Source organism: Pseudomonas sp. F9001 (genome assembly GCF_013385435.1).
Lineage (GTDB): Bacteria > Pseudomonadota > Gammaproteobacteria > Pseudomonadales > Pseudomonadaceae > Aquipseudomonas.
Genome location: NZ_JACAPX010000021.1, coordinates 22,220 through 44,450, shown reverse-complemented (window position 1 = coordinate 44,450; position 22,231 = coordinate 22,220). Strand labels below are relative to the sequence as shown.

General features: G+C 61.8%; 19 protein-coding genes and 1 pseudogene. 11 read left to right on the top strand and 9 right to left on the bottom strand.

Annotated elements, in window-relative coordinates; all coding sequences use genetic code 11:
• Positions 1–99: 99 nt before the first annotated feature.
• The 5 genes from bioD to bioB all read right to left on the bottom strand — a co-directional run bounded on the left by bioD (position 100) and on the right by bioB (position 4,691).
• Entirely contained in the window at positions 100–780 is a 681-nt protein-coding gene (gene bioD, locus HX818_RS20505) for a dethiobiotin synthase (protein WP_008434374.1), read from the bottom strand.
• Positions 777–1,586, bottom strand: coding sequence for a malonyl-ACP O-methyltransferase BioC (bioC, locus tag HX818_RS20500; protein WP_177020655.1), 810 nt, complete (start codon positions 1,584–1,586; stop codon positions 777–779). Before bioC ends, bioD begins: the two co-directional genes overlap by 4 nt.
• Entirely contained in the window at positions 1,579–2,310 is a 732-nt protein-coding gene (locus HX818_RS20495) for an alpha/beta fold hydrolase (RefSeq protein ID WP_003211068.1), read from the bottom strand. The genes bioC and HX818_RS20495 overlap by 8 nt, the downstream gene beginning before the upstream one ends.
• Complete coding sequence (bioF, locus tag HX818_RS20490) at positions 2,303–3,481, bottom strand: 8-amino-7-oxononanoate synthase (protein ID WP_177020654.1); 1,179 nt, start codon at positions 3,479–3,481, stop codon at positions 2,303–2,305. Before bioF ends, HX818_RS20495 begins: the two co-directional genes overlap by 8 nt.
• A gap of 154 nt (positions 3,482–3,635) precedes the next feature.
• Entirely contained in the window at positions 3,636–4,691 is a 1,056-nt protein-coding gene (bioB, locus tag HX818_RS20485) for a biotin synthase BioB (protein WP_003211072.1), read from the bottom strand.
• A gap of 89 nt (positions 4,692–4,780) precedes the next feature.
• Here bioB and HX818_RS20480 point away from each other — a divergent pair, with 89 nt between their 5' ends.
• The 5 genes from HX818_RS20480 to rarD all read left to right on the top strand — a co-directional run bounded on the left by HX818_RS20480 (position 4,781) and on the right by rarD (position 10,470).
• Entirely contained in the window at positions 4,781–5,518 is a 738-nt protein-coding gene (locus HX818_RS20480) for a ComF family protein (RefSeq protein WP_177020653.1), read from the top strand.
• A gap of 57 nt (positions 5,519–5,575) precedes the next feature.
• Positions 5,576–6,340 carry a TOBE domain-containing protein gene (locus tag HX818_RS20475; RefSeq protein ID WP_177020652.1) on the top strand — a complete coding sequence of 255 codons (765 nt, stop codon included), beginning with the start codon at positions 5,576–5,578 and terminating at the stop codon, positions 6,338–6,340.
• Between the two features lie 71 nt (positions 6,341–6,411).
• Complete coding sequence (locus HX818_RS20470; RefSeq protein WP_177020651.1) at positions 6,412–8,310, top strand: PhoX family phosphatase; 1,899 nt, start codon at positions 6,412–6,414, stop codon at positions 8,308–8,310.
• A 193-nt stretch (positions 8,311–8,503) separates the two neighbouring features.
• Positions 8,504–9,478 (top strand): serine/threonine protein kinase, encoded by a 975-nt coding sequence (locus tag HX818_RS20465; RefSeq protein WP_003211077.1) that lies wholly within the window; start codon positions 8,504–8,506, stop codon positions 9,476–9,478.
• Positions 9,479–9,585: 107 nt separating this feature from the next.
• Positions 9,586–10,470, top strand: a complete 885-nt coding sequence (gene rarD / locus HX818_RS20460; protein ID WP_177020650.1) for an EamA family transporter RarD — start codon at positions 9,586–9,588, stop codon at positions 10,468–10,470.
• Positions 10,471–10,692: 222 nt separating this feature from the next.
• Here the strand turns inward: rarD and HX818_RS20455 are convergent, their stop codons facing one another.
• Together HX818_RS20455 and HX818_RS31280 are read right to left on the bottom strand one after the other, a co-directional pair.
• Positions 10,693–11,211, bottom strand: a complete 519-nt coding sequence (locus HX818_RS20455; RefSeq protein ID WP_003211081.1) for a glycine cleavage system protein R — start codon at positions 11,209–11,211, stop codon at positions 10,693–10,695.
• A gap of 24 nt (positions 11,212–11,235) precedes the next feature.
• Positions 11,236–11,322 (bottom strand): annotated as a pseudogene (locus tag HX818_RS31280) (outer membrane lipoprotein carrier protein LolA); the annotation flags it as partial.
• 373 nt (positions 11,323–11,695) lie between these two features.
• On the opposite strand from HX818_RS31280, the gene HX818_RS20450 reads away from it, so the two are divergent.
• A complete protein-coding gene (locus HX818_RS20450; RefSeq protein WP_177020649.1) occupies positions 11,696–13,873 on the top strand; it encodes a malate synthase G in 2,178 nt (725 codons plus the stop codon).
• A gap of 44 nt (positions 13,874–13,917) precedes the next feature.
• On the opposite strand, the gene HX818_RS20445 is transcribed toward HX818_RS20450, so the two are convergent.
• Positions 13,918–14,346 carry a hypothetical protein gene (locus HX818_RS20445; RefSeq protein WP_177020648.1) on the bottom strand — a complete coding sequence of 143 codons (429 nt, stop codon included), beginning with the start codon at positions 14,344–14,346 and terminating at the stop codon, positions 13,918–13,920.
• A gap of 134 nt (positions 14,347–14,480) precedes the next feature.
• Entirely contained in the window at positions 14,481–14,927 is a 447-nt protein-coding gene (locus tag HX818_RS20440) for a response regulator (protein ID WP_003211086.1), read from the bottom strand.
• 246 nt (positions 14,928–15,173) lie between these two features.
• On the opposite strand from HX818_RS20440, the gene HX818_RS20435 reads away from it, so the two are divergent.
• From HX818_RS20435 to HX818_RS20415, 5 genes are all read left to right on the top strand, one after another.
• A complete protein-coding gene (locus HX818_RS20435; protein WP_177020647.1) occupies positions 15,174–17,096 on the top strand; it encodes a putative nucleotidyltransferase substrate binding domain-containing protein in 1,923 nt (640 codons plus the stop codon).
• The gene (locus tag HX818_RS20430; protein WP_008434358.1) at positions 17,093–17,800 is read left to right on the top strand and encodes a PolC-type DNA polymerase III; all 708 of its coding nucleotides are present in this window, start codon (positions 17,093–17,095) and stop codon (positions 17,798–17,800) included. The genes HX818_RS20435 and HX818_RS20430 overlap by 4 nt, the downstream gene beginning before the upstream one ends.
• Positions 17,801–18,060: 260 nt before the next feature.
• Complete coding sequence (locus HX818_RS20425; protein WP_010167452.1) at positions 18,061–18,579, top strand: RNA polymerase sigma factor; 519 nt, start codon at positions 18,061–18,063, stop codon at positions 18,577–18,579.
• Positions 18,576–19,544, top strand: coding sequence for a FecR family protein (locus HX818_RS20420; protein WP_177008822.1), 969 nt, complete (start codon positions 18,576–18,578; stop codon positions 19,542–19,544). The genes HX818_RS20425 and HX818_RS20420 overlap by 4 nt, the downstream gene beginning before the upstream one ends.
• Before the next feature lie 210 nt (positions 19,545–19,754).
• Positions 19,755–22,184: a TonB-dependent siderophore receptor gene (locus HX818_RS20415; protein WP_177020646.1), complete on the top strand. Its 2,430-nt coding sequence runs from the start codon at positions 19,755–19,757 to the stop codon at positions 22,182–22,184.
• Positions 22,185–22,231: the final 47 nt, after the last annotated feature.

The window sequence follows — 22,231 nt, the reverse complement described above, 5'->3', positions numbered from 1 at the left end:
CCTGCCTATAAGAGAATCGTGAACTGTTATTGAAGCAGACCTACCGGCAAAACGCCCGTCAAAAACACTAATGGCATAATGCCTTCGCGATAGGCAAAACTAGTCAAGCAGGTCCAGTTGCAAGTACGCGGCGACCGCTTCGGCGCTGGGATGCTTGAGCTTGGGCACCCTTCCCAGGCATGGCGCGGGGAGTCGTTCAGCCAGGGTCGCGAGGTTTTCTTCCAGACGAGAGGTCTTGGGGTCGATGATATTGGCCACCCAGCCCGCCAGCGGCAACCCGTCCCGGGCGATGGCTTCTGCGGTCAACAACGCGTGACTGATACACCCCAGCCGCACACCCACCACCAGGATCACCGGCAGCTTCAGCGCCTGGGCCAGGTCCGACAAATTGTCCTGGTCCGCCAATGGCACACGCCAGCCGCCCGCACCTTCGATCAAGGTGAAGTCCGCCTGCTTGGCGAGAACGTGCTGCATGGGTTTCAACAACGACTGCACCGTCAGCGCCACGCCGGCTTCACGGGCCGCCAGATGCGGCGCGATGGCCGGCTCGAAGGCCACCGGGTTGACCTCGGCATAACTCAACGGCAACGAACACTCGGCCAGCAACGCCAGGGCGTCCGAATTGCGCAGGCCCTTGGGCGTCAGCTGGCACCCAGAGGCTACCGGCTTGCCCGCCGCCGTACTTTTGCCGGCTTGCCGCGCGGCATGCAGCAGGCCGGCAGCGACGGTGGTCTTGCCGACGTCGGTGTCGGTCCCCGTGATGAAGTAAGCGGCATTCATAGAGGTTTCTCCAGGACGGCGTACACCACTTGATAAGTTGCCGGCAGGCCCTGGGCCTGGCGGAACTGCTCGTAGGCTTGCACCAGTGCAACAATCCGCGCCCGGCCCGTCAACCCTCCTGGGCGCCCCGGGTTCAGATTGTGCGCACCCAACGCTTTCAGTTCGTGGGTCAGGCTGCGCACGTCGGGGTAATGCAACACGTGGGGACACTGCTCCAGGCTGCGCACCCGCAAACCACTGGCTGCGCACAGTTGCTCATAAGCACTGAACGGCCGGAAGCGGTTCACATGAACCATGCCATCCGCTGCGCGCCAGCTTTCGCGCAACTCATCCAGCGTACCCACGCAGAGGCTGGCAAACGCCAGCACGCCGCCGGGCTGCAATACGCGCCGCGCTTCGCTGAGCACTGCGGCAAAATCCGAGCACCACTGCACCGCCAAACTGGAGTAGATCAGCCCGCAACTGGCGTCCTGCAAGGGCAAGCGCTCGGCATCGCCAGCGATGAAATGTTGTGCACCGCCCAGCGGCCGGGCGTGTTTGAGCATGCCCTCGGCGATATCCAGGGCCAAACCCTGGCTACCCGCAAATGACTGGCCCAGCACACGACTGAAATAGCCCGTGCCGCAGCCCAGGTCGAGCCAGCGTTGTGGAGAAAGACCTTCGGGCAAACGCCGCAGCAGCTCGCTGCCCACCGCACGCTGCAACTCGGCAACGCTGTCGTAACTGGCGGCTGCGCGGGAAAAGGAGGCCGCTACCTGGCGCTTGTCTGGCAAGCCGCCGGGCAGCACATGGGACAAATCAGTCATCACCGCACTCATGCAAAAAAGCCTGGATGGCCCCCGCCACACCGTGGGGGTCCTCCAGTAGAAAAGCGTGACCGGCCTGTTCAATCAGGCCGATTTCAACGTCAGGCAACAAGGCGAACAACTCACTGGCCACTTCAGCCGGAACCAGCCCGTCCAGCCCGGCAAACAGATGCAACTGCGGCCCTTGAAAGTCGACCAACGCCTGACGGGTGTCCAATCGGCCCAACAGCTCCAGACCACTGAGCAAGGTCTGCGCGGAGGTTTTAGGGGCACCCGCCAGCAATAGCCGAGCAAGTGATCGGGGATCGCTGGAACCCCGGGCGCAAAGCAGACTGAAGCGTTTTAACGTCGCAACCGGATCAAGGCGGCAACCGTTAAGAAACGCAATAAAATCCTCTTCGTGCATGCCATGGTCCCAGCGGGACCAGGCCACGAAGCTTGCGTTGCTGGCAAAGGTGAGCAAACCGCAACAATGATCACCGCGCCGGGCGGCCAACTCGGCAGCAAGCATGCCGCCGAGGGACCAACCACCCAGCCAGACGTCTTGGGGCAAGGTCGAATCCAGCTCATCGAGCCACTCTTGAAGGTCGTCCGACTCCACGTCCGGCAACGGTTCGATCTGCACCTGCAAGTGTTCATCCAGCCCCTGCAACGCCGCCGCCAGCGGTTCCAGCGGCGAAACGCCGAGGCCCCAGCCAGGCAGCAATATCAGTCGATCACGCATGGTCGGGCTCCTGGCCTAACAAGCAGAAACACTCTTCCAATGCGCTTAACAATAGCTGCACCTGGGCTTCACTGTGGGACGCCGTGAGAGTCACCCGCAGACGGGCACTGCCGGCGGGCACGGTTGGTGGGCGGATCGCCGTCACCATCAGCCCGCGCTCGCGCAGCATCTGCGACAAACGCACGGCGCGGGCACTGTCGCCAATCATGATCGGCTGGATCGGCGTGAAACTGTCCATCAGTTCCAGGCCAATCTGCTCTGCGCCCTGGCGGAACTGGCGGATCAGCCCATTGAGATGCTCCCGCCGCCAATGCTCGGTGCGCAGCAATTTCAGGCTTTTCAGCGTGGCGCAGGCCAATGCCGGCGGTTGGCTGGTGGTGTAGATATACGGGCGGGCGAACTGGATCAGGCTTTCGATCAGCGCTTCGCTGCCCGCGACAAACGCGCCGGCGGTACCGAAAGCCTTGCCGAGGGTGCCCACCAGCACCGGCACATCTTCCTGGCTCAAGCCAAAATGCTCGACGATCCCACCACCGTTGGCGCCCAAAGGCCCGAAGCCATGGGCGTCATCCACCATCAGCCATGCGCCCTTGGCTCGGGCTTCACGGGCCAGTGCCGGCAGGTCAGCCAGGTCGCCGTCCATGCTGAACACGCCGTCGGTGACCACCAGCGTATTGCCGGTGGCTTTTTCCAGGCGCTTGGCCAGGCTTTCAGCATCGTTGTGCAGGTAACGATTGAAGCGCGCGCCGGAGAGCAAACCGGCATCCAGCAACGAGGCATGGTTGAGACGGTCTTCAAGCACCGTATCGCCCTGCCCCACCAGCGCCGTGACGGCGCCGAGGTTGGCCATGTAACCGGTGGTGAACAACAGCGCTCGCGGGCGACCGGTCAGGTCGGCCAGGGCTTCTTCCAGTTCATGGTGCGGCGTGCTGTGTCCGATGACCAGATGCGAAGCGCCGCCACCGACACCCCAACGCGCCGCGCCCGCACGCCAGGCTTCAATCACTTGCGGGTGATTGGCCAGGCCCAGGTAATCGTTGTTGCAGAACGCCAGCAACGGCTGGCCATCGACCACCACGTCAGGGCCTTGCGGGCTCTGCAGCAGTGGACGTTGGCGATACAGGTGTTCGGCACGACGAGCCGCAAGACGCGCGGCGAGATCGAAAGACATGCAGACCTCGGTAGATCAGGTTGAACGCGGTCAAAAATGTGGGAGCGGGCTTGCTCGCGAAAGCAGTGGATCAGTCAGCTTATGTATTGGCTGACACACCGCCTTCGCGAGCAAGCCCGCTCCCACATTTGGATGGCATTCCAAAGTGGACGTATCAAACAGCCGCGTTATAGAACTGCTCGCTGCTCTTCTGCTCCACCAGCGCCTGCTCGATCGCCGCCTGGTGCACTTCATCGGCGTGCTCTTCGCGGGCTTCCGGCAGGATGCCCAGGCGCGAGAACAGTTGCATGTCCTTGTCCGCCTGCGGGTTGGCAGTGGTCAGCAGCTTGTCGCCGTAGAAAATCGAGTTGGCGCCAGCAAAGAATGCCAGGGCCTGCATCTGCTCGTTCATCGCCTCACGCCCGGCCGACAGCCGCACATGGGACTGCGGCATCAGGATGCGCGCCACCGCCAGCATGCGGATGAAGTCGAACGGGTCGATGTCGTCGGCGTTTTCCAGCGGCGTGCCGGCAACTTTCACCAGCATGTTGATCGGCACCGATTCCGGATGCTCCGGCAGGTTTGCCAGCTGGATCAGCAGGTTGGCGCGGTCGTCCAGGGACTCGCCCATGCCGAGGATGCCGCCCGAGCAGATCTTCATCCCCGAATCACGCACGTATGCCAGGGTTTGCAGGCGCTCGCCGTAGGTGCGGGTGGTGATGATCGAACCGTAGAACTCCGGCGACGTGTCGAGGTTGTGGTTGTAGTAATCGAGGCCGGCCTGGGCCAGGGCTTCGGTCTGGTCCTGGTCGAGACGGCCGAGGGTCATGCAGGTTTCCAGGCCCATAGCTTTCACGCCTTTGACCATCTCCAGCACGTAGGGCATGTCTTTGGCTGACGGATGCTTCCAGGCGGCGCCCATGCAGAAGCGGGTCGAACCGATGGCCTTGGCGCGAGCGGCCTCTTCGAGGACCTTCTGCACTTCCATCAGCTTCTCTTTTTCCAGGCCGGTGTTGTAGTGGCCCGACTGCGGACAATATTTGCAATCTTCCGGACAGGCGCCGGTCTTGATCGACAGCAGCGTGGAAACCTGGACGCGGTTGGCGTCGAAATGCGCGCGGTGCACGGTCTGCGCCTGGAACAACAGGTCGTTGAAGGGCTGCACGAACAGCGCTTTGACTTCGGCTAAAGACCAATCGTGACGCAGGTTGGCAGTGATGCTGGCGCTCATGGGCGATTCCTTGATTATGCTTTGGCAAGCCCTGTGGGAGTAATACCCACAGGTACGACACGGATGCTCGGCATATTTAAGGAAGATTCATGCACTGTCAACTTGAGAACAAACACGAGGTTTACATCTGGTTAAAAAGCAACCAAACCTGTTTGATCTGCGATGAACGCAGCGGAACGGCCGATCCTGTCTGCGGCTCCTGCGAAACCGAGCTGCCCTGGCTGATGGAACATTGCGAGGTGTGCGCACTGCCGTTGCCGGCGACGGGCCTGGTGTGCGGCCAGTGCTTGAAGCAACCTCAGGCGTTCAAGCAGGTCGTCGCGCCGTGGACCTACAGCTTCCCCATCGACAGCCTGATCAGCCGTTTCAAGCATCAGGCCCGCTGGCCGCTGGGGCATCTGCTTGCGCACCTGTTGGGACAATTCCTGCAACACCGCTATGAAGATGCCGCGCTGGCTCGCCCCGACTGCCTGCTGCCCGTGCCCCTGGCCCGCAAACGCCTGCGGGAACGGGGCTTCAACCAGGCGGCGATGCTCGCCCGCTGGCTGAGTGAGGACTTGAACATCCCCTGGGATGAGCACCTGCTGTCACGGCCGCGTGAAACCGTGGCGCAGCAAGACCTCGACGCCAGGACCCGCAAGCGCAACCTGCACCAGGCCTTCGCCCTGGCCGACGGCGCGCAAGTCAAAGGCCGGCACTTGGCGCTGATCGACGACGTACTGACTACCGGCGCCACCGCCAGCAGTCTCGCCCGCCTGTTGATGGATGCCGGCGCCCGACAGGTGGATGTGTATTGCCTGGCACGGACGCCCAAGCCCGGCACATGACTTGACTCGCGGGCGCCCTGCCCGCAACGTCAGCCCATTCCATCGAAGCGTGTAACCATGTCCCTGCCAACCCTCTTGAGCCAACACATCGTCCGTCGCCCGCAGCGCATTGCACTGCTGCAACATATTGCCGAACAAGGCTCCATCACCCGCGCCGCAAAGAGTGCGGGGCTGAGCTACAAGGCGGCCTGGGACGCCATCGACGAACTGAACAACCTGGCGCAAAAGCCGCTGGTGGAACGCAGCGTTGGCGGCAAGGGCGGTGGCGGCGCCAGGTTGACGGCCGAGGGTGAGCGGGTATTACGCCTTTACCAACGCCTGCAGGTGTTGCAAACCCAGGTGCTGGATTCCGCCGAAGACGCCAGCGACTTCAACCTGCTGGGCCGCCTGATGCTGCGCACCAGCGCACGTAACCAGTTGCACGGCCGGGTGATCGCCATCGACAGCCACGGCCGCAATGACCTGATTCGCCTGGAGCTGGCAGCCGGGCTGCGCCTGGATGCGCAGATCACCCACGACAGTACCTTGCGCCTGGAGCTGGAGATCGGCACCGAAGTCGTCGCCCTGATCAAGGCCGGCTGGCTTGAAGTACTGGCCGTCACGCAGGCAGCAACACCTGGACACAATTGCCTGGAAGGAAAAATCGACGCCATTCTCGATGCCGAAGACGGCCCCAGCGAGGTGCGGATCACCTTGCCCAACGGCCAGGTTCTCTGCGCCCTGGCCCGGCCCGACGCGCTTGCGCAGATCCATGCCGCCGAAGGCCTGCAGGTGAAGGTGCAGTTCTCCCCCAGCAACGTGCTGCTGGGCACTCCGGTGTAGCGCTTCAAACTGCAACAATTTCGTCACGACTGCTCCCTAAGGTGGCTGCAAAAACCCGCAGGGAGCCTGAAATGAGCCTATTAGAAGAAAACCAAGCCACCGACCTGGAACAGATGGTCGGCCTCACCCGCCGGCGTTTTATCGGCGCCGGCGCCCTGTGCGGTGCCGCGATGTTCCTCGGCGGCAACCTGCTGACCCGCAGCGCCCTGGCGGTCAACGCCGCGTCGAACAGCCCGTTGCTGGGGTTCGCCAGCATCGCCTCGGCCACCAGCGACACCATCACCCTGCCGCCCGGCTACAGCGCTTCGGTACTGATCAGTTGGGGCCAGCCACTGCACAAGAACGCACCGGCCTTCGACCCCAGCGGCAACGGCACCGCCAAGGCCCAGGAACAGCAGTTCGGCGACAACAACGACGGCATGAGCCTGTTCGCCTTCCCCGGTGACGACAACCGCGCGCTGATGGCGATCAACAACGAATACACCAACTACCGCTACCTCTACGCCCACGGCGGCGCGCCGCAATCGGCGGAAGACGTGCGCAAGGCGTTGGCCAGCGAAGGGGTGTCGGTGATCGAAGTGCGGCGCAAGGGCGACACCTGGCAGTTCGTTCAGGACTCGCGCTACAACCGGCGCATCCACGGCAACTCGCCAATCCGCTTCGGCGGCCCTGCGGCGGGCCATGCCTGGCTGAAAACCAGCGCCGACAAAACCGGCAAAAAAGTCCTCGGCACCTTCCAGAACTGCGCCAACGGCAAGACCCCGTGGGGCACGTATCTCACCTGCGAAGAGAACTTCACCGACTGCTTCGGCAGCAGCAACCCGCAACAGACCTTCGACGCCGGGCAGAAACGCTATGGCGTGGTCGCCGCCAGCAAAGACATCAACTGGCACCCCCACGACCCGCGCTTCGACATGGCCAAGAATCCCAACGAACTCAACCGCCATGGCTGGGTGGTGGAAATCGACCCGTTCGACCCGCAATCCACACCGGTCAAGCGCACCGCCCTCGGCCGCTTCAAGCATGAAAATGCTGCGCTGGCGGAAACCCGCGACGGCCGCGCCGTGGTGTACATGGGCGACGACGAGCGCGGCGAGTTCATCTACAAGTTCATCAGCCGCGACAAGATCAATCACAAGAATCCCAAGGCCAACAAGGACCTGCTGGACCACGGCACCTTGTATGTGGCGATTTTCGACGCGGGCGACGGCAATGCCGACCATCCCAAGGGCCTGGGCCAATGGGTCGAACTGACCTACGGCAAGAACGGCATCGACGCCAACAGCGGTTTTGCCAGCCAGGCCGAAGTGCTGATCCACGCGCGCCTGGCCGCCAGCGTGGTGAAAGCCACCCGCATGGACCGCCCGGAATGGATCGTGGTCAGCCCCACCGACGGCCAGGTGTATTGCACCCTGACCAACAACGCCAAGCGCGGCGAAGACGGCCAGCCGGCGGGCGGCCCGAACCCGCGGGAGAAAAACGTCTACGGGCAGATCCTGCGCTGGAAGGCCAATGCCAACGACCATGGCGCGCCGGACTTCAGCTGGGATTTGTTCGTGGTGGCCGGCAACCCGGCGGTGCATGCCGGCACGCCAAAGGGCGGCTCATCCAACATCAACCCGCAGAACATGTTCAACAGCCCGGACGGCCTGGGCTTCGACAAGGCCGGGCGGTTGTGGATCCTCACCGATGGCGACTACAGCAACGGCGGCGACTTTGCCGGGATGGGTAATAACCAGATGCTGTGTGCCGACCCGTCGACCGGTGAAATTCGGCGGTTCATGGTGGGGCCGGTGGCCTGTGAAGTGACCGGGATCAGCTTTTCGCCGGACCAGAAAACCCTGTTTGTGGGGATTCAGCATCCGGGGGAAACCGGTGGGTCGACCTGGCCGGAGCATCTGCCGAATGGCAAGCCACGGTCCTCGGTGATGGCGATTCGTCGGGATGATGGCGGGATCGTCGGCGCCTGATAAGGCCTCTTCGCGAGCAAGCCCGCTCCCACATTTGACCGCATTCCAAAGCCAGGACTCGGTTTAATGTGGGAGCGGCGGTGCGACGATTCGACTTGCTCGCGAAGGCGTCAGAACAGTCACCACCTATCCAACCCTGGGTGCGTTACCATACCCGGCCGGACGCGGCGCCCTGCTGCGCGCAGGAGTTCGCATGGCACACCCGTTTGAAACACTGACCCCTGACCTGGTGCTCGACGCAGTCGAAAGCATCGGTTTCCTCAGCGATGCCCGCATCCTCGCGCTCAACAGCTACGAAAACCGTGTCTACCAGGTCGGCATCGAAGACTCCGAGCCCTTGATCGCCAAGTTCTATCGGCCGCAACGCTGGACCAACGAAGCGATCCTCGAAGAACACAGCTTCACCTTCGAACTGGCCGAGTGCGAAGTGCCGGTGGTGGCGCCGATGATTCACAACGGTGAAAGCCTGTTCGAGCACGCGGGTTTCCGCTTCACCCTGTTCCCGCGCCGTGGCGGCCGCGCACCGGAGCCGGGCAACCTCGACCAGTTGTATCGCCTCGGCCAATTGCTCGGCCGCCTGCATGCGGTCGGTTCCACCCGCCCCTTCGAACACCGCGAAGCCCTGGGCGTGAAGAATTTCGGTCACGATTCCCTGAACACCCTGCTGGAAGGCAACTTCATTCCTCGCAGCCTGCTGCCAGCCTACGAGTCCGTGGCCCGCGACCTGCTCAAGCGTGTGGAGGAGGTCTACAAGGCCACGCCCCACAAGAACATCCGCATGCACGGCGATTGCCACCCCGGCAACATGATGTGCCGCGACGAGATGTTCCATATCGTCGACCTCGATGACTGCCGCATGGGCCCCGCCGTTCAGGACCTGTGGATGATGCTCGCCGGTGATCGTCAGGAATGCCTGGGGCAACTGTCGGAATTGATGGACGGCTACCAGGAATTCCACGACTTCGACCCGCGCGAACTGGCCCTGATCGAACCCCTGCGTGCCCTGCGCCTGATGCACTACAGCGCCTGGCTTGCACGGCGCTGGGACGACCCGGCGTTCCCCCACAGCTTTCCCTGGTTTGGCAGCGAACGTTACTGGGGCGACCAGGTTCTGGCGTTGCGTGAACAGTTGTCGGCGCTCAACGAAGAACCGTTGAAGCTGTTCTGATCCCTGCCGTCTGGGCCCTGACCTTGGGCCCTACACTTTCAACACACATCCGCTGACAAATATCCTTACAATCGCGGCTTTGTTAGCTGCCTAAGCAAGGATTCTGCATGCAAGCCGCCAACCCCCGTCGCGGGTACATATTGGGCCTGAGCGCCTACGTCATCTGGGGCCTGTTCCCGATCTACTTCAAGGCCATCGCCAGCGTTCCCGCCGCAGAAATCATCGTCAACCGCGTGCTGTGGTCGGCGCTGTTCGGCAGTGTGCTGTTGATGGTCTGGAAACACCCCGGCTGGTTTCGCGAACTGCGGGACAACCCCAGGCGCCTGGCGATCCTGGCCCTGAGCGGCACCTTGATCGCAGCCAACTGGCTGACCTATGTGTGGTCGGTGAACAGTGGCCGCATGCTGGAGGCCAGCCTGGGTTACTACATCAACCCGCTGGTGAACGTGCTGCTGGGGATGGTGATCCTCGGCGAGCGCCTGCGCCGCCTGCAATGGGTGGCCGTGGGCCTGGCAGCGGTAGGCGTGGCGCAACAGGTTTGGCAAGTCGGCAGCCTGCCGTGGGTATCCCTGGTCCTGGCGGCGACCTTTGGTTTCTACGGGTTGATCCGCAAGCAGGCGCCGGTCAAGGCATTGCCCGGGCTGGTGGTGGAAACCTGGATGCTGGTGCCGATTGCCATCGCATGGTTGCTGTTCAACCCCTCGGCTCACAGCGCACAGATGGAATTCTGGAGCACCTCCGAAGCGTGGTGGCTGGTGGCCGCAGGCCCGGTGACGCTGATCCCGCTGGTGTGTTTCAACGCCGCCGCACGGCATTTGCCCTACACCGCCCTGGGCTTCCTGCAATACGTGGCGCCCACCCTGGTGCTGCTGGAAGCCGTGCTGTTGTTCAACGAACACCTGGCACCCGCCACGCTGATCGCCTTCTGCTTTATCTGGGCCGGCCTGGTGGTTTACAGCATCGACGCCTGGATGACTGTGCGGAAAAACTGATCAAATAACGTACAAACCTCTGCAAGCCACGGCCGGTGTGGCTTGCAGGCATTCACCCCAAGGTTATCCACAGCCTGGTCCCCGGCGTTTGTGCACAAGCCCTTGAAACTGTTCGTTTTTTAGCCAGCTGGCGAAGAGCCACGGCCCGCCTGGGCCGGACGCGGGTCTCTACAGGTTATCCACAGGCCCATGCAAGATTTCCATGCATAACCTTGTGGGCAACTATTCCTCGCTGCGTAGTTCCAGTTCCACCATCAAGTCGTCGGCCAGGGTTTCCAGCGCCGCCTGCAAGGTTTCCAGGGGCAGCGTCAACGGCACCGCCAGCAAGGCTTCGGCGTGGAACAGCAGGTCGCTGCTCATGGGCGCCGGGCGCACGTCGGTGATCAAGCGCTCCAGGTTGACGCCCTGCTTGCTGAGCAGCGCGGTGATGTCGCGAACAATCCCCGGCCGGTCGTTACCGACCAGTTCCATCGCGATGGGTTGCGACTCGCTGGGGGCGAGCGAACTGCTTTCGCCCAGCAGCACGCGAATGCCGTGGGTGGACAAGTCTTCCAGCGCGCCAATCAAGTCCAGCCGATTTTCCGCCGGCACGCTCACCCGCAAAATCCCGGCAAACTGCCCGGCCATGTGCGCCATGCGGCTTTCCAGCCAGTTGCCGCCATGGGCGGCGATGCATTGGGCGATGCGTTCGACCACACCGGGTTTGTCCGGGGCGATGACAGTCAGTACGAGATGGTCCATGGTGTCGTCCTCTTCTTATGATTCTGTAGGAGCGAGCTTGCTCGCGAAGAACGTGAGAGCACCGTTGGGTGTCAGGCATCCCGCGTTATCGTTAACGATCTTCGCGAGCAAGCTCGCTCCTACAAGGTGGACGCAGGCGCCCGCGAAAACAAATCGTGTACCATTTTTATATTTATATGGAACAATCCAATAGTTTTTTGAGAACATCCCGTACCCCACTGTGACCGTACGACCAAAGTGGGTCGCTAAACGACGTATTTAGTCTAATTTTCACAACCGCAACTCATCATGTAGTATGCCCAATCGCGCACTACATAACGTTAGGTCGATGTCTGCCAAGGCAACCACGCACCGCGACGCAGCCCGCCCAGCCGCCTTCTACGGCATGTACTGGTGCAGCGTGTTCACGGTTTACATGGCCAGAGGCTTCATTGGTAAATTGAAAAGCTGAAAAGCGCATAAGCTCCGCAGAGTGAGGCAAGCAATGACTGAACACGTTCAAGTCGGTGGCCTGCAGGTCGCCAAAGTCCTGTTCGACTTCGTGAACAACGAAGCCATTCCTGGTACCGGCATTACCGCCGACCAGTTCTGGGCCGGTGCCGACAAGGTCATCCACGACCTGGCGCCGAAGAACAAAGCCCTACTCGCCAAACGCGACGATTTTCAAGTGCGGATCGACACCTGGCACCAGGCACACGCCGGCCAGGCACACGACGCCGTGGCCTACAAAGCCTTCCTTCAAGATATCGGATACCTGCTGCCAGAAGCCGCGGATTTCCAGGCCTCGACCCAAAACGTCGATGAAGAAATTGCCCACATGGCCGGCCCGCAGCTGGTAGTGCCGGTGATGAACGCCCGTTTCGCCCTCAACGCCTCGAATGCGCGCTGGGGTTCGCTGTATGACGCGCTCTATGGCACCGATGCCATCAGCGAAGCCGACGGCGCCGAGAAAGGCAAAGGCTACAACAAGGTGCGTGGCGACAAGGTCATCGCCTTCGCCCGCGCCTTCCTCGACGAAGCCGCACCACTGGCTGCCGGCAGCCATGTGGATTCCACCGGCTACAAGATCGTCGACGGCAAGCTCGTGGTCAGCCTCAAGGGCGGCAGCAACAGCGGCCTGCGCAGCGATGCCCAGTTGATCGGCTACCAGGGCGACGCAGCCAAGCCGACCGCCATCCTGCTGAAGCACAACGGCCTGCACTTCGAAATCCAGGTCGACGCCAGCACCCCGGTCGGCCAGACCGACGCCGCCGGCGTGAAAGACGTGCTGATGGAAGCCGCCCTGACCACCATCATGGACTGCGAAGACTCCGTCGCCGCCGTCGATGCCGATGACAAGGTGGTGATCTACCGCAACTGGCTCGGCCTGATGAAGGGCGACCTGTCGGAAGAAGTCGCCAAGGGTGGCAAGACCTTTACCCGCACCATGAACGCCGACCGCGTCTACACCGGTGCCGACGGCAAGGAAGTGACCCTGCACGGTCGTTCGCTGCTGTTCGTGCGTAACGTTGGCCACTTGATGACCATCGACGCGATCCTCGACAAGGATGGCAACGAAGTGCCGGAAGGCATTCTCGACGGCCTGCTCACCAGCCTGTCGGCGATCCACAGCCTTAACGGCAACACCAGCCGCAAGAACAGCCGCACCGGTTCGGTGTACATCGTTAAACCGAAAATGCACGGCCCCGAAGAAGCTGCGTTCACCAACGAGCTGTTCGGTCGCATCGAAGACGTGCTGAAGCTGCCGCGCAACACCCTCAAAGTCGGGATCATGGACGAGGAGCGCCGTACCACGGTCAACCTCAAGGCCTGCATCAAGGCCGCCAGCGAGCGCGTGGTGTTTATCAACACCGGCTTCCTCGACCGTACCGGCGACGAGATCCACACCTCCATGGAAGCCGGCGCGATGGTGCGCAAGGCCGCCATGAAGGCTGAGAAGTGGATCGGCGCCTACGAAAACTGGAACGTGGACATCGGCTTGAGCACCGGCCTGCAAGGCCGCGCACAAATCGGTAAAGGCATGTGGGCGATGCCCGACCTGATGGCCGCCATGCTGGAGCAGAAGATTGCTCACCCGCTGGCCGGCGCCAACACGGCGTGGGTTCCTTCGCCGACGGCGGCTGCGCTGCATGCGCTGCACTACCACAAGGTTGACGTGTTCGCCCGCCAGGCCGAACTGGCCAAGCGCGAACGTGCTTCGGTAGACGATATCCTGACCATTCCCCTGGCCCAGAATACCGATTGGTCCGACGAAGAAATCCGCAACGAGCTGGACAACAACGCCCAGGGCATCCTCGGTTACGTGGTGCGCTGGATCGACCAGGGCGTGGGTTGCTCGAAAGTCCCGGACATCAACGACGTCGGCCTGATGGAAGACCGCGCCACCCTGCGTATCTCCAGCCAGCACATTGCCAACTGGTTGCGCCACGGCATCGTCAATGAAGCCCAGGTGATGGAAAGCCTCAAGCGCATGGCGCCGGTGGTGGACCGTCAGAACGCCGGGGATGCGCTGTATCGTCCGCTGGCTCCGGATTTCGACAGCAACATCGCGTTCCAGGCAGCGGTGGAGTTGGTGATTGAGGGGACGAAGCAGCCGAACGGCTATACCGAGCCGGTGTTGCACCGTCGGCGTCGGGAGTTCAAGGCTAAAAACGGCCTGTAAATAAATAAGCCCTGGTCGAGAGATCAGGGCTTTTTTGCAGCAGTTTAAGAAGAGCTGAGTTTATAACCGCCATTGAGAACGACCGTATTACCATCCGACTCGAACCGCACATTCAAAAAGTTACCCTTGTGCGTGAAAGCGGTACCGGTCGGGGGGCGTTCAACTTCAAGAAAGATCTTCCCTTCAGTAGGTCCGAAATAATCCTTACCGTCCGGCGCCCGGTAAGTCACGCGCCTGCCCCTTGCCTCGAATTCATGAAGGCCGTTCGGCACATCGTGCCCATAATCCAGGTCAATACGCTCTTGACCTGCCCCAAGCACCGCTGTCCATGACAGGAACCCGAGGACTTCCTTGGTGCTGAAAAACCGAAACTTGCCGGGAGCAAGCACAAGAACAAAAGCATCCCCGGATAGTGCCCTCACCCTTGCGTCCTGCAAGGCCTCATCTTCAACTCGAAAAAGTTTGGTGCTCATAGCGAACTCCTGTTCATGGCTTTATGAGGCGCTGATCGACGATCAGCACACCCCAAACCAGTAAACAGACGCTCTCAAGCTATTCCTACTGTCAGAATTGACAGTTCTTCGCGATATCAGACCAATGGCACTGTCTAGGACGCCATCCCCAACTCCCGCTTCACCATCTTCGCCAGCTTCACGCTATCAATCGGCTTGAGCAAAAAGTCCACCACGCTCAAGTGCATCGCATCAATCACATCCGGCGCTTCGGCGTCACCCGACATGATGATGATCGGCAGCGCCGCCCGGGTGGATTCGCGCACCTGGCGAATCAATTGCAGCCCGTTGCTCGGCGTCATGCGCAGGTCGGTGATCAGCAAGCCGATGGAGCTGCTGGAACTCAACAAGTCCCATGCAGCCTCGCCGCTGTCGGCGGTCATGCAACGAATGCCGTCCAGGCCAAGAATTTCTGCCAACAGTTCGCGCGCGTCCTTGTCGTCATCCACGATCAAAACCCGTTGTGGCGGCAAATCCGGCTCCTGCATAACAGCACTCAGGGCCTCGCGCTCGGCATCACTCAAAATATCGTGGTCGGACATACGTTTCTCGGCAGTTCTATTCAATCTCCCAGCACAGAAGTCAGACATCGCCGGAAGGGCGAACAATGTGCACTTCGTCGGAAAGTTTGCCTAGTGGGCGTTCTACGGGGTTTGGACGATATTCATGTAAGGTTTTTCCCTAGTAAGTGAGGGCGAATCGCTACCTAGACTTACGTCCAATGGGCACCCGCAGCGCAGGAGTCGACCATGGGGCACGATAACGACAAAAAAACTGCGGTCATAGGTATGAGTAAAGCTGATGCTTTCACACAAGCGGGGAAAACCGCTGTGTTGCAGAACATCCACGGCACCCTGCAATTCCTGCAACGCTTCCCGCCGTTCAACCAAATGGAAAACGCCCACCTGGGATTTCTGGTAGAGCAGTGTCAATTGCGCTTCTACGGCCCCGGCGAGAGCATCCTCAAGCCCTCGGGCGGGCCGGTGGAACACTTCTATATCGTCAAGCAGGGGCGCGTAGTCGGCGAGCGGCCGGACTCGACAGAAACCACCTTTGAAATCACCACCGGTGAATGTTTTCCGCTGGCGGCGCTGCTGGGGGAGCGGGCCACCCGTACCGAGCACAAAGCCGCCGAAGACACCTTCTGCCTGCAACTGAACAAGCCGGCCTTTATCAAGCTGTTCGCCCTTTCCAGCGCGTTTCGCGACTTTGCCTTGCGCGGCGTGAGCAGCTTGCTGGACCAGGTCAACCAGCAAGTCCAGCAAAAGGCCGTGGAAACCCTCGGCACCCAATATTCGCTGAACACCCGCCTGGGCGAATTGGCCATGCGTCACCCGGTCACCTGCAGCCCGCTGACGCCGCTGCGTGAAGCGGTCACGCAAATGCACGAGCAGCAAGTGGGCAGCATTGTGATCGTCGATGAACACAAGGCGCCCCTGGGGATTTTCACCCTGCGGGACCTGCGCCAGGTGGTGGCCGACGGCACCAGTGATTTCAACCAGGGCATCGAGCGCCATATGACCCAGGCGCCGTTTTTCCTCACGCCGGACCACAGCGCCTTCGACGCGGCGATTGCGATGACCGAACGGCATATCGCCCACGTGTGCCTGGTCAAGGATCAGCGCCTGTGTGGCGTGGTGTCCGAGCGTGACCTGTTTTCCCTGCAGCGGGTGGACCTGGTGCACCTGGCGCGCACCATCCGCAATGCGCCCAGGGTCGAAAACCTGGTGGCGATTCGCGGCGAAATCGGCCAGTTGGTGGAGCGCATGCTCGCCCACGGCGCGTCGTCTACGCAGATCACCCACATCATCACCTTGCTCAACGATCACACGGTGTGCCGTGTCATCGAGTTGACCCTGGCCGACAAGGGCGACCCGGGCGTGCCATTCCGCTGGCTGTGTTTCGGCAGCGAGGGCCGCCGCGAGCAGACGCTGTATACCGACCAGGACAACGGCATCCTGTTCGAAGCCCGGGACGCCGCCGAAGCCGCCGAGATTCGCGGGCGCCTGCTGCCGCTGGCACAACAGATCAACCAGAGCCTGGCGCTGTGCGGCTTCAGCCTGTGCAAGGGCAATATCATGGCCGGTAACCCGGAGCTGTGCCTGTCCCGGGCGGAATGGGCGCGGCGCTTTGCCGGGTTTATCCGTGAGGCGACGCCGGAGAATCTGCTGGGTTCGAGCATCTATTTTGATTTGCGGGTGGTGTGGGGCGATGAGCAAGGGTGCGAGCAATTGCGCCAGGGCATTCTCGACCAGGTGGCAGACAACCGTTTGTTCCAGCGCATGCTGGCCGAGAACGCGTTGCGCCAGCGCCCGCCGGTAGGGCGCTTCCGGGATTTTGTGTTGACGCGCAGAGGCGCCGACAAGGCAACCCTCGACCTCAAGGTGCAAGGCCTCACGCCATTTGTCGACGGTGCCCGTCTGCTGGCATTGGCCAACGGCATCAGCGCCATCAACACCCTGGAGCGCTTGCGCCAACTGGTGGCCAGGGAAGTCATCGAACGCCTTGATGGCGCCGCCTATGAAGAGGCCTATCACTTCATCCAGCAAACCCGCATGCAACAACACCAACTGCAAACCCGCGAGAACCTGCCCTACTCCAACCGCGTCGATCCCGACAGCCTCAACCACCTCGACCGGCGCATCCTGCGCGAATCCCTGCGCCAGGCCCAACGCCTGCAAGGCAGCCTGACGTTGCGGTATCAGCTGTGAGCTGGTTTGGCTGGTTGCGCAAACCCAAACCTGGCCTGGATGCGGCACAACAACGGCGCGTCGAACAATTGCCCACACCTGGGGAGCTGGGGGACGGATCGCTGCGGGCCCAGCGCTGGGTGGTGGTGGACCTGGAAACCAGCGGCCTGAACCTCAATCGTGACCAGGTGCTTTCGATTGGCGCCGTGGTGATCGAGGACGGCGCAGTGGACTTCTCGCAATTATTCGAGCGCACCCTGCACCGGGCCGAGACCAAGCTCAGCCCCAGCGTGCTGATCCATGGCCTGGGGCCCAGCGCCATTGCAGCGGGCAGTGACCCGGCAGAAGCGCTGATGGACTTCATGGAGTTTGTCGGCGACAGCCCGCTGCTGGCGTTTCATGCGCCCTTCGATCAACACATGCTGTGCCGGGCACTCAAGGACAGCCTGGGCTATCGCTTGAACCACCCGTTCCTGGACGTGGCCGACATCGCCCCGCTGCTGTGCCCCGACGCCAACATCCGCGAAGCCGGGCTGGATGACTGGATCACGCATTTCAAGCTGCAAGTGGGCGAGCGTCACCATGCCAGTGCGGATGCGTTGGCAACGGCGGAACTGATGCTGATTTTGTTCAGCCGCGCACGGCAGCAGCAGATCGACAGCCCGCACGCGTTACAACAGCGCCTGGGCCAATGGAAACGCCGCAAGCAAGCGCCCTCATTCTGATGGTGGCGAGGGAGCTTGCTCCCGCTGGGGTGCGAAGCGCCCCCAAATCAGCCAACCCATTTCCAACTGAATAAATGCATTGCCTGGATTACGACTGCTGCGCAGCCGAGCGGGAGCAAGGTCCCTCGCCACAGTAAGCGGCATCACCCTGATAGATAGCATTACGCCGCCGCCCGACCAACGCCAATTGCACCCGCCTTACACCTCTGCCACAATCGCGAATAATTCTCGTTAGTTTAAACTTTCCGATCGGTGTCGCCTTGTCGTCAATCCAAAGTCCCCACAGTGAGCTTGTTGGCGCGTTGTACCGCGACCATCGCAGCTGGCTGTTGGCGTGGCTGCGACGCAACGTGGCCTGCCCCAGCCGCGCCGAAGACCTCAGCCAGGACACCTTCATGCGCCTGCTGGGCCGTGAAGAACTGCGTGAACCCCGCGAGCCGCGGGCGTTCCTGGTGGCCATCGCCAAGGGCCTGCTGTTCGATTATTTCCGCCGCGCCGCGCTGGAACAGGCTTACCTCACCGAACTGATGCTGATCCCGGAAAGCGAGCACCCGTCCCCGGAAGAACAGCAACTGATCCTCGAAGACCTCAAGGCCATCGACCGCCTGCTGGGCAAACTCTCGAGCAAGGCCCGCGCGGCCTTCCTCTATAACCGCCTCGACGGCATGGGCCACGCCGAAATCGCCCAGCGCCTGGGGGTTTCCGTGCCCCGGGTGCGGCAATACCTGGCCCAGGGTATCCGCCAGTGCTACATCGCCCTGTATGGCGAGCCGCTGTGAGCCCGGTCAGTTCCAAGCCGGTGTCGGCGCGGGTGCTCGACGCGGCCATTGCCTGGCAACTGTCCCTCGACTCGGGCGACGGCAGTGCCGTGGAGCAGGAAGAATTCGCCAAATGGCTGGCCAGCAACGAAGAACACGCCCGCGCCTGGCGCCAGTTGGGCATGCTCGATCAGCGTTTCAGTGTGGCCTCGGGCCCGGCCCGTGCGGCATTGCTGCAGTCACGCGAAGGCATTCGCCGCCGCGTGCGCAAGCTCGGCAGCGGCCTGGCCAGTGTGGTGCTGGTGTGCGGCCTGGCATTGTTCGTCGGCCAGCGCTACGTGCCGCTCAACTATTGGCTGGCCGACCAGCGCACCGCCACCGGTGAACAGCGCACCCTGAAGCTGGCGGATGGCACCGTGATCAACCTCAACACCCACAGCGCCATTGACGTGCGCTTTGACGAGAAACGTCGGCTGATCGTATTGCAGGAAGGCGAGATCCTTGTCGAAACCGGCCACAACGACGCCCGCCCGTTTTTTGTCGAAACCCGCGAAGGCAGCCTGCGCGCCCTGGGCACACGGTTTATCGTCAAGCGCGAGGAAGATGGCACCCGCCTCAGCGTGTTGCAGTCTGCCGTCGGCGCACAGCCTGAAGCGCTGCATCAAGAGCAGATCTTCAAGGAAGGCCAGCAAGTGCTGATGCGCCGCGACAGCCTCGGCCCGATGCTTGCCGTCAGCCCCGGCACCGACGCCTGGACGCGCGGCATGCTGGTGGTGGACAACGCGCGGCTCGGCGATGTGGTTGCCGAGCTGAGCCGCTACCGCACCGGTTACCTGGGTGTGGATAAACAGGTGGCCGACCTGCGGATTACCGGCAGCTTTCCGTTGCACGACACCAACCTGGCACTGAACGCGCTGCTGCCGACCTTGCCGGTGCAGATTCAACAACACACGCCGTGGTGGGTGACGGTGGCGCCCAAGCCGTAGGCTCCTGTGGTGCATAGGCCATTGTCATCGCAGGCAAGCCAGCTCCCACAGGTGGAATGCGTTCCCCTGTGGAGCTGGCTTGCCTGCGATGAGGCCCTCAAAAACAGCACTCACCCACTAATAGAAATTATTTTCATCGAGCCCTATCACTTTTTGCATCTCGCTCGGCACATAGGCAATTGAGAAATATTTCCATTCAGGAGCCGCCCTATGTCCCGCACGCTAGACACCTTGTTGCGCCCCAGCCTGTTGGCCGTGGCCATTGCCCTCAGCGCTCCGCTGGCCAGCACCCAGTTGCTCGCCGCCGAACAAGCGTCCAGTGTGCGCGCCTACAATCTGCCGGCAGCGTCGCTGGTCACCACCCTGAACCAGATCGCCAGCCAGGCCGGTTTGGCGCTGACGCTGAACCCGGGGTTGGCAGCGGGCAAGACTTCCGCGCCGGTAAAAGGGCAATTCGATGCACAAGGCGCATTGCGTGAAGCGTTGCGCGGGACCGGGCTGCAACTGGAGCAAAGCAGTGCAGGCACGTTCAGCCTGGTAGCGATCCCGGATGGGGTCGTGGCATTGCCGGAGACCAGCATTACCGGCCAGGCCGACGCGGAAAGCGCATGGGGGCCGGTTGACGGTTACCTGGCGACCCGCACCGCTGCCGGCACCAAGACCGATACCGCACTGGTCGAAGCCCCGCGTTCGATCTCCGTCGCCACTCGCCAGCAAATGCAGGACCGCAACGTCCAGAACCTGGATGACGCCGTCAAATACATGCCCGGTATCGTGTCCGCCAGCTACGGCAGTGACACCCGCTACGACTGGATGCGTGTACGCGGCTTCGAACCCACCCAGTTCCTCGACGGCCTGCCCCTGCCACGCGGCGTGTATGCCAACCCGAAAGCCGAAACCTGGAACCTCGACCGCCTTGCGCTGCTGCGTGGGCCGGCCTCGTCGGTCTACGGCCAGACGCCACCGGGTGGCCTGCTGGATATGGTCAGCCGACGTCCAAGTGCCGAGTCGAGCAATGCCATCCAGGTGCAGTACGGCAGCGACAACTACCGCCAGATCAACTTCGCCAGCACCGGCAAGATCGATGATGAAGGCCAGTTTCTCTACGGCCTCAGCGGTGTGGTGCGCGACGCCGGCACCCAGGTCGATCACATCGACAACAAGCGCTACAACATCGCCCCCAGCCTGACCTGGAATATTGATACCGACACCAAGCTGACGTTCCTGTCGCAGTTCACCCGCGACGATACCGGTGCTACCAGTCAGTTCCTGCCCATTGTCGGCACCAAGATCAAATCGCCGCTGGGGGACATCTCTCATCACAAGAACCTCGGCGACCCGGACTACGAGTACTACGACCGCACCTACTACGCGCTGGGCTACGCCTTCGAGCATCGCTTCAACGATACCTGGCAGTTCAAGCAGAACCTGCGTTACACCAAGTCGGAGCTGGCTTTCCAGCAGCTGACCGTGGGTTCCTATGGTTACTCGACCATTGATGCCGAGGGTAATACCAGCCGCGGGTCGACCAACGTCGACGAAAGCATCGGCCAGTTCGCCGTCGACAACAATTTCCAGGCTGACTTCGCCACCGGTGATATCACCCACACGCTGTTGCTCGGCCTGGATCACCAGCGCACCGACACCTCGTACCTGTCGATCTTCGGTGACGGCGGCACAGTCAACCTCTACAACCCCGTCAACACCAAGCCGGTGGTGCGTCCGGCGCGCTCCACCGCTTATTACGACTACAACCAGAAAACCATCCAGACTGGCCTTTACGCCCAGGACCAGATGGCCCTGGACCAGTGGCGCCTGACCCTCGGCGGGCGTGAAGACTGGGTGCACCAAGGCACCACCTACTTCAACAAAAACGATGCAACCAATACCGACCGCAGCAAGAACTTCAGTGGCAACGCCGCGCTGAGCTATGTGTTCGATTCGGGCTTCGTTCCGTACCTCTCCTACGCCGAATCGTTCCAGCCAGCGAGTAACGCCAGCGTCTCGCCAACCGAGTCGTACAAACCCACCGAAGGCAAGCAATGGGAATTGGGGGTCAAGTACCAACCACCCGGCTCAAATACCCTGCTGAGCGCAGCGGTGTACGACCTGACCCAAAAGAACGTGCTGGTTACCAGCTTCGGTGCCGGTGGCCAGTCGATCACCGACCAGACCGGCGAAGTGAAGGTCAAGGGCCTGGAATTGGAAGCCGTCTCTGACGTGACCGAGAACCTTAAGGTCATCGCGGCATACACCCTGGCCAAATCCGAAGTGCAAAAAGGCCAATACAAAGGCAACCGCCTGCAACTGATGCCAAACCAGCAAGCCTCACTGTGGACCGACTACACCTGGCACGCCGGTGTGCTCGACGGTTTCGGCATTGGCGCGGGTGCCCGCTACACCGGCAATACCTATGGCGACCAGGGCAACACCTGGCTGGGCAAGGCCAATGCCTACACCGTGTTCGATGCCTCCGTGCATTACGACCTCGGCCGCCTGGACAACAGCCTCAAAGGGGCTTCGGTGAAACTGAATGCCACCAACCTGTTCGACAAGGACTACATTTCCACCTGCGATGCTTCCTACTGCTACTACGGCGACCAACGCAGCGTCGTCGCCAGTGCCACCTACCAGTGGTAATCGGCTGAGTTAACAACCGGGCCGCCCCCGTGGGCGGCTTCGGTGTG

What these genes read in the sequence shown, in the direction of transcription:
- bioD (WP_008434374.1), bottom strand. Translation starts at nt 780, where the DNA reads ATGAATGCCGCTTACTTCATCACGGGGACCGACACCGACGTCGGCAAG.
- bioC (WP_177020655.1), bottom strand. Translation starts at nt 1,586, where the DNA reads ATGACTGATTTGTCCCATGTGCTGCCCGGCGGCTTGCCAGACAAGCGC.
- HX818_RS20495 (WP_003211068.1), bottom strand. Translation starts at nt 2,310, where the DNA reads ATGCGTGATCGACTGATATTGCTGCCTGGCTGGGGCCTCGGCGTTTCG.
- bioF (WP_177020654.1), bottom strand. Translation starts at nt 3,481, where the DNA reads ATGTCTTTCGATCTCGCCGCGCGTCTTGCGGCTCGTCGTGCCGAACAC.
- bioB (WP_003211072.1), bottom strand. Translation starts at nt 4,691, where the DNA reads ATGAGCGCCAGCATCACTGCCAACCTGCGTCACGATTGGTCTTTAGCC.
- HX818_RS20480 (WP_177020653.1), top strand. Translation starts at nt 4,781, where the DNA reads ATGCACTGTCAACTTGAGAACAAACACGAGGTTTACATCTGGTTAAAA.
- HX818_RS20475 (WP_177020652.1), top strand. Translation starts at nt 5,576, where the DNA reads ATGTCCCTGCCAACCCTCTTGAGCCAACACATCGTCCGTCGCCCGCAG.
- HX818_RS20470 (WP_177020651.1), top strand. Translation starts at nt 6,412, where the DNA reads ATGAGCCTATTAGAAGAAAACCAAGCCACCGACCTGGAACAGATGGTC.
- HX818_RS20465 (WP_003211077.1), top strand. Translation starts at nt 8,504, where the DNA reads ATGGCACACCCGTTTGAAACACTGACCCCTGACCTGGTGCTCGACGCA.
- rarD (WP_177020650.1), top strand. Translation starts at nt 9,586, where the DNA reads ATGCAAGCCGCCAACCCCCGTCGCGGGTACATATTGGGCCTGAGCGCC.
- HX818_RS20455 (WP_003211081.1), bottom strand. Translation starts at nt 11,211, where the DNA reads ATGGACCATCTCGTACTGACTGTCATCGCCCCGGACAAACCCGGTGTG.
- HX818_RS20450 (WP_177020649.1), top strand. Translation starts at nt 11,696, where the DNA reads ATGACTGAACACGTTCAAGTCGGTGGCCTGCAGGTCGCCAAAGTCCTG.
- HX818_RS20445 (WP_177020648.1), bottom strand. Translation starts at nt 14,346, where the DNA reads ATGAGCACCAAACTTTTTCGAGTTGAAGATGAGGCCTTGCAGGACGCA.
- HX818_RS20440 (WP_003211086.1), bottom strand. Translation starts at nt 14,927, where the DNA reads ATGTCCGACCACGATATTTTGAGTGATGCCGAGCGCGAGGCCCTGAGT.
- HX818_RS20435 (WP_177020647.1), top strand. Translation starts at nt 15,174, where the DNA reads ATGAGTAAAGCTGATGCTTTCACACAAGCGGGGAAAACCGCTGTGTTG.
- HX818_RS20415 (WP_177020646.1), top strand. Translation starts at nt 19,755, where the DNA reads ATGTCCCGCACGCTAGACACCTTGTTGCGCCCCAGCCTGTTGGCCGTG.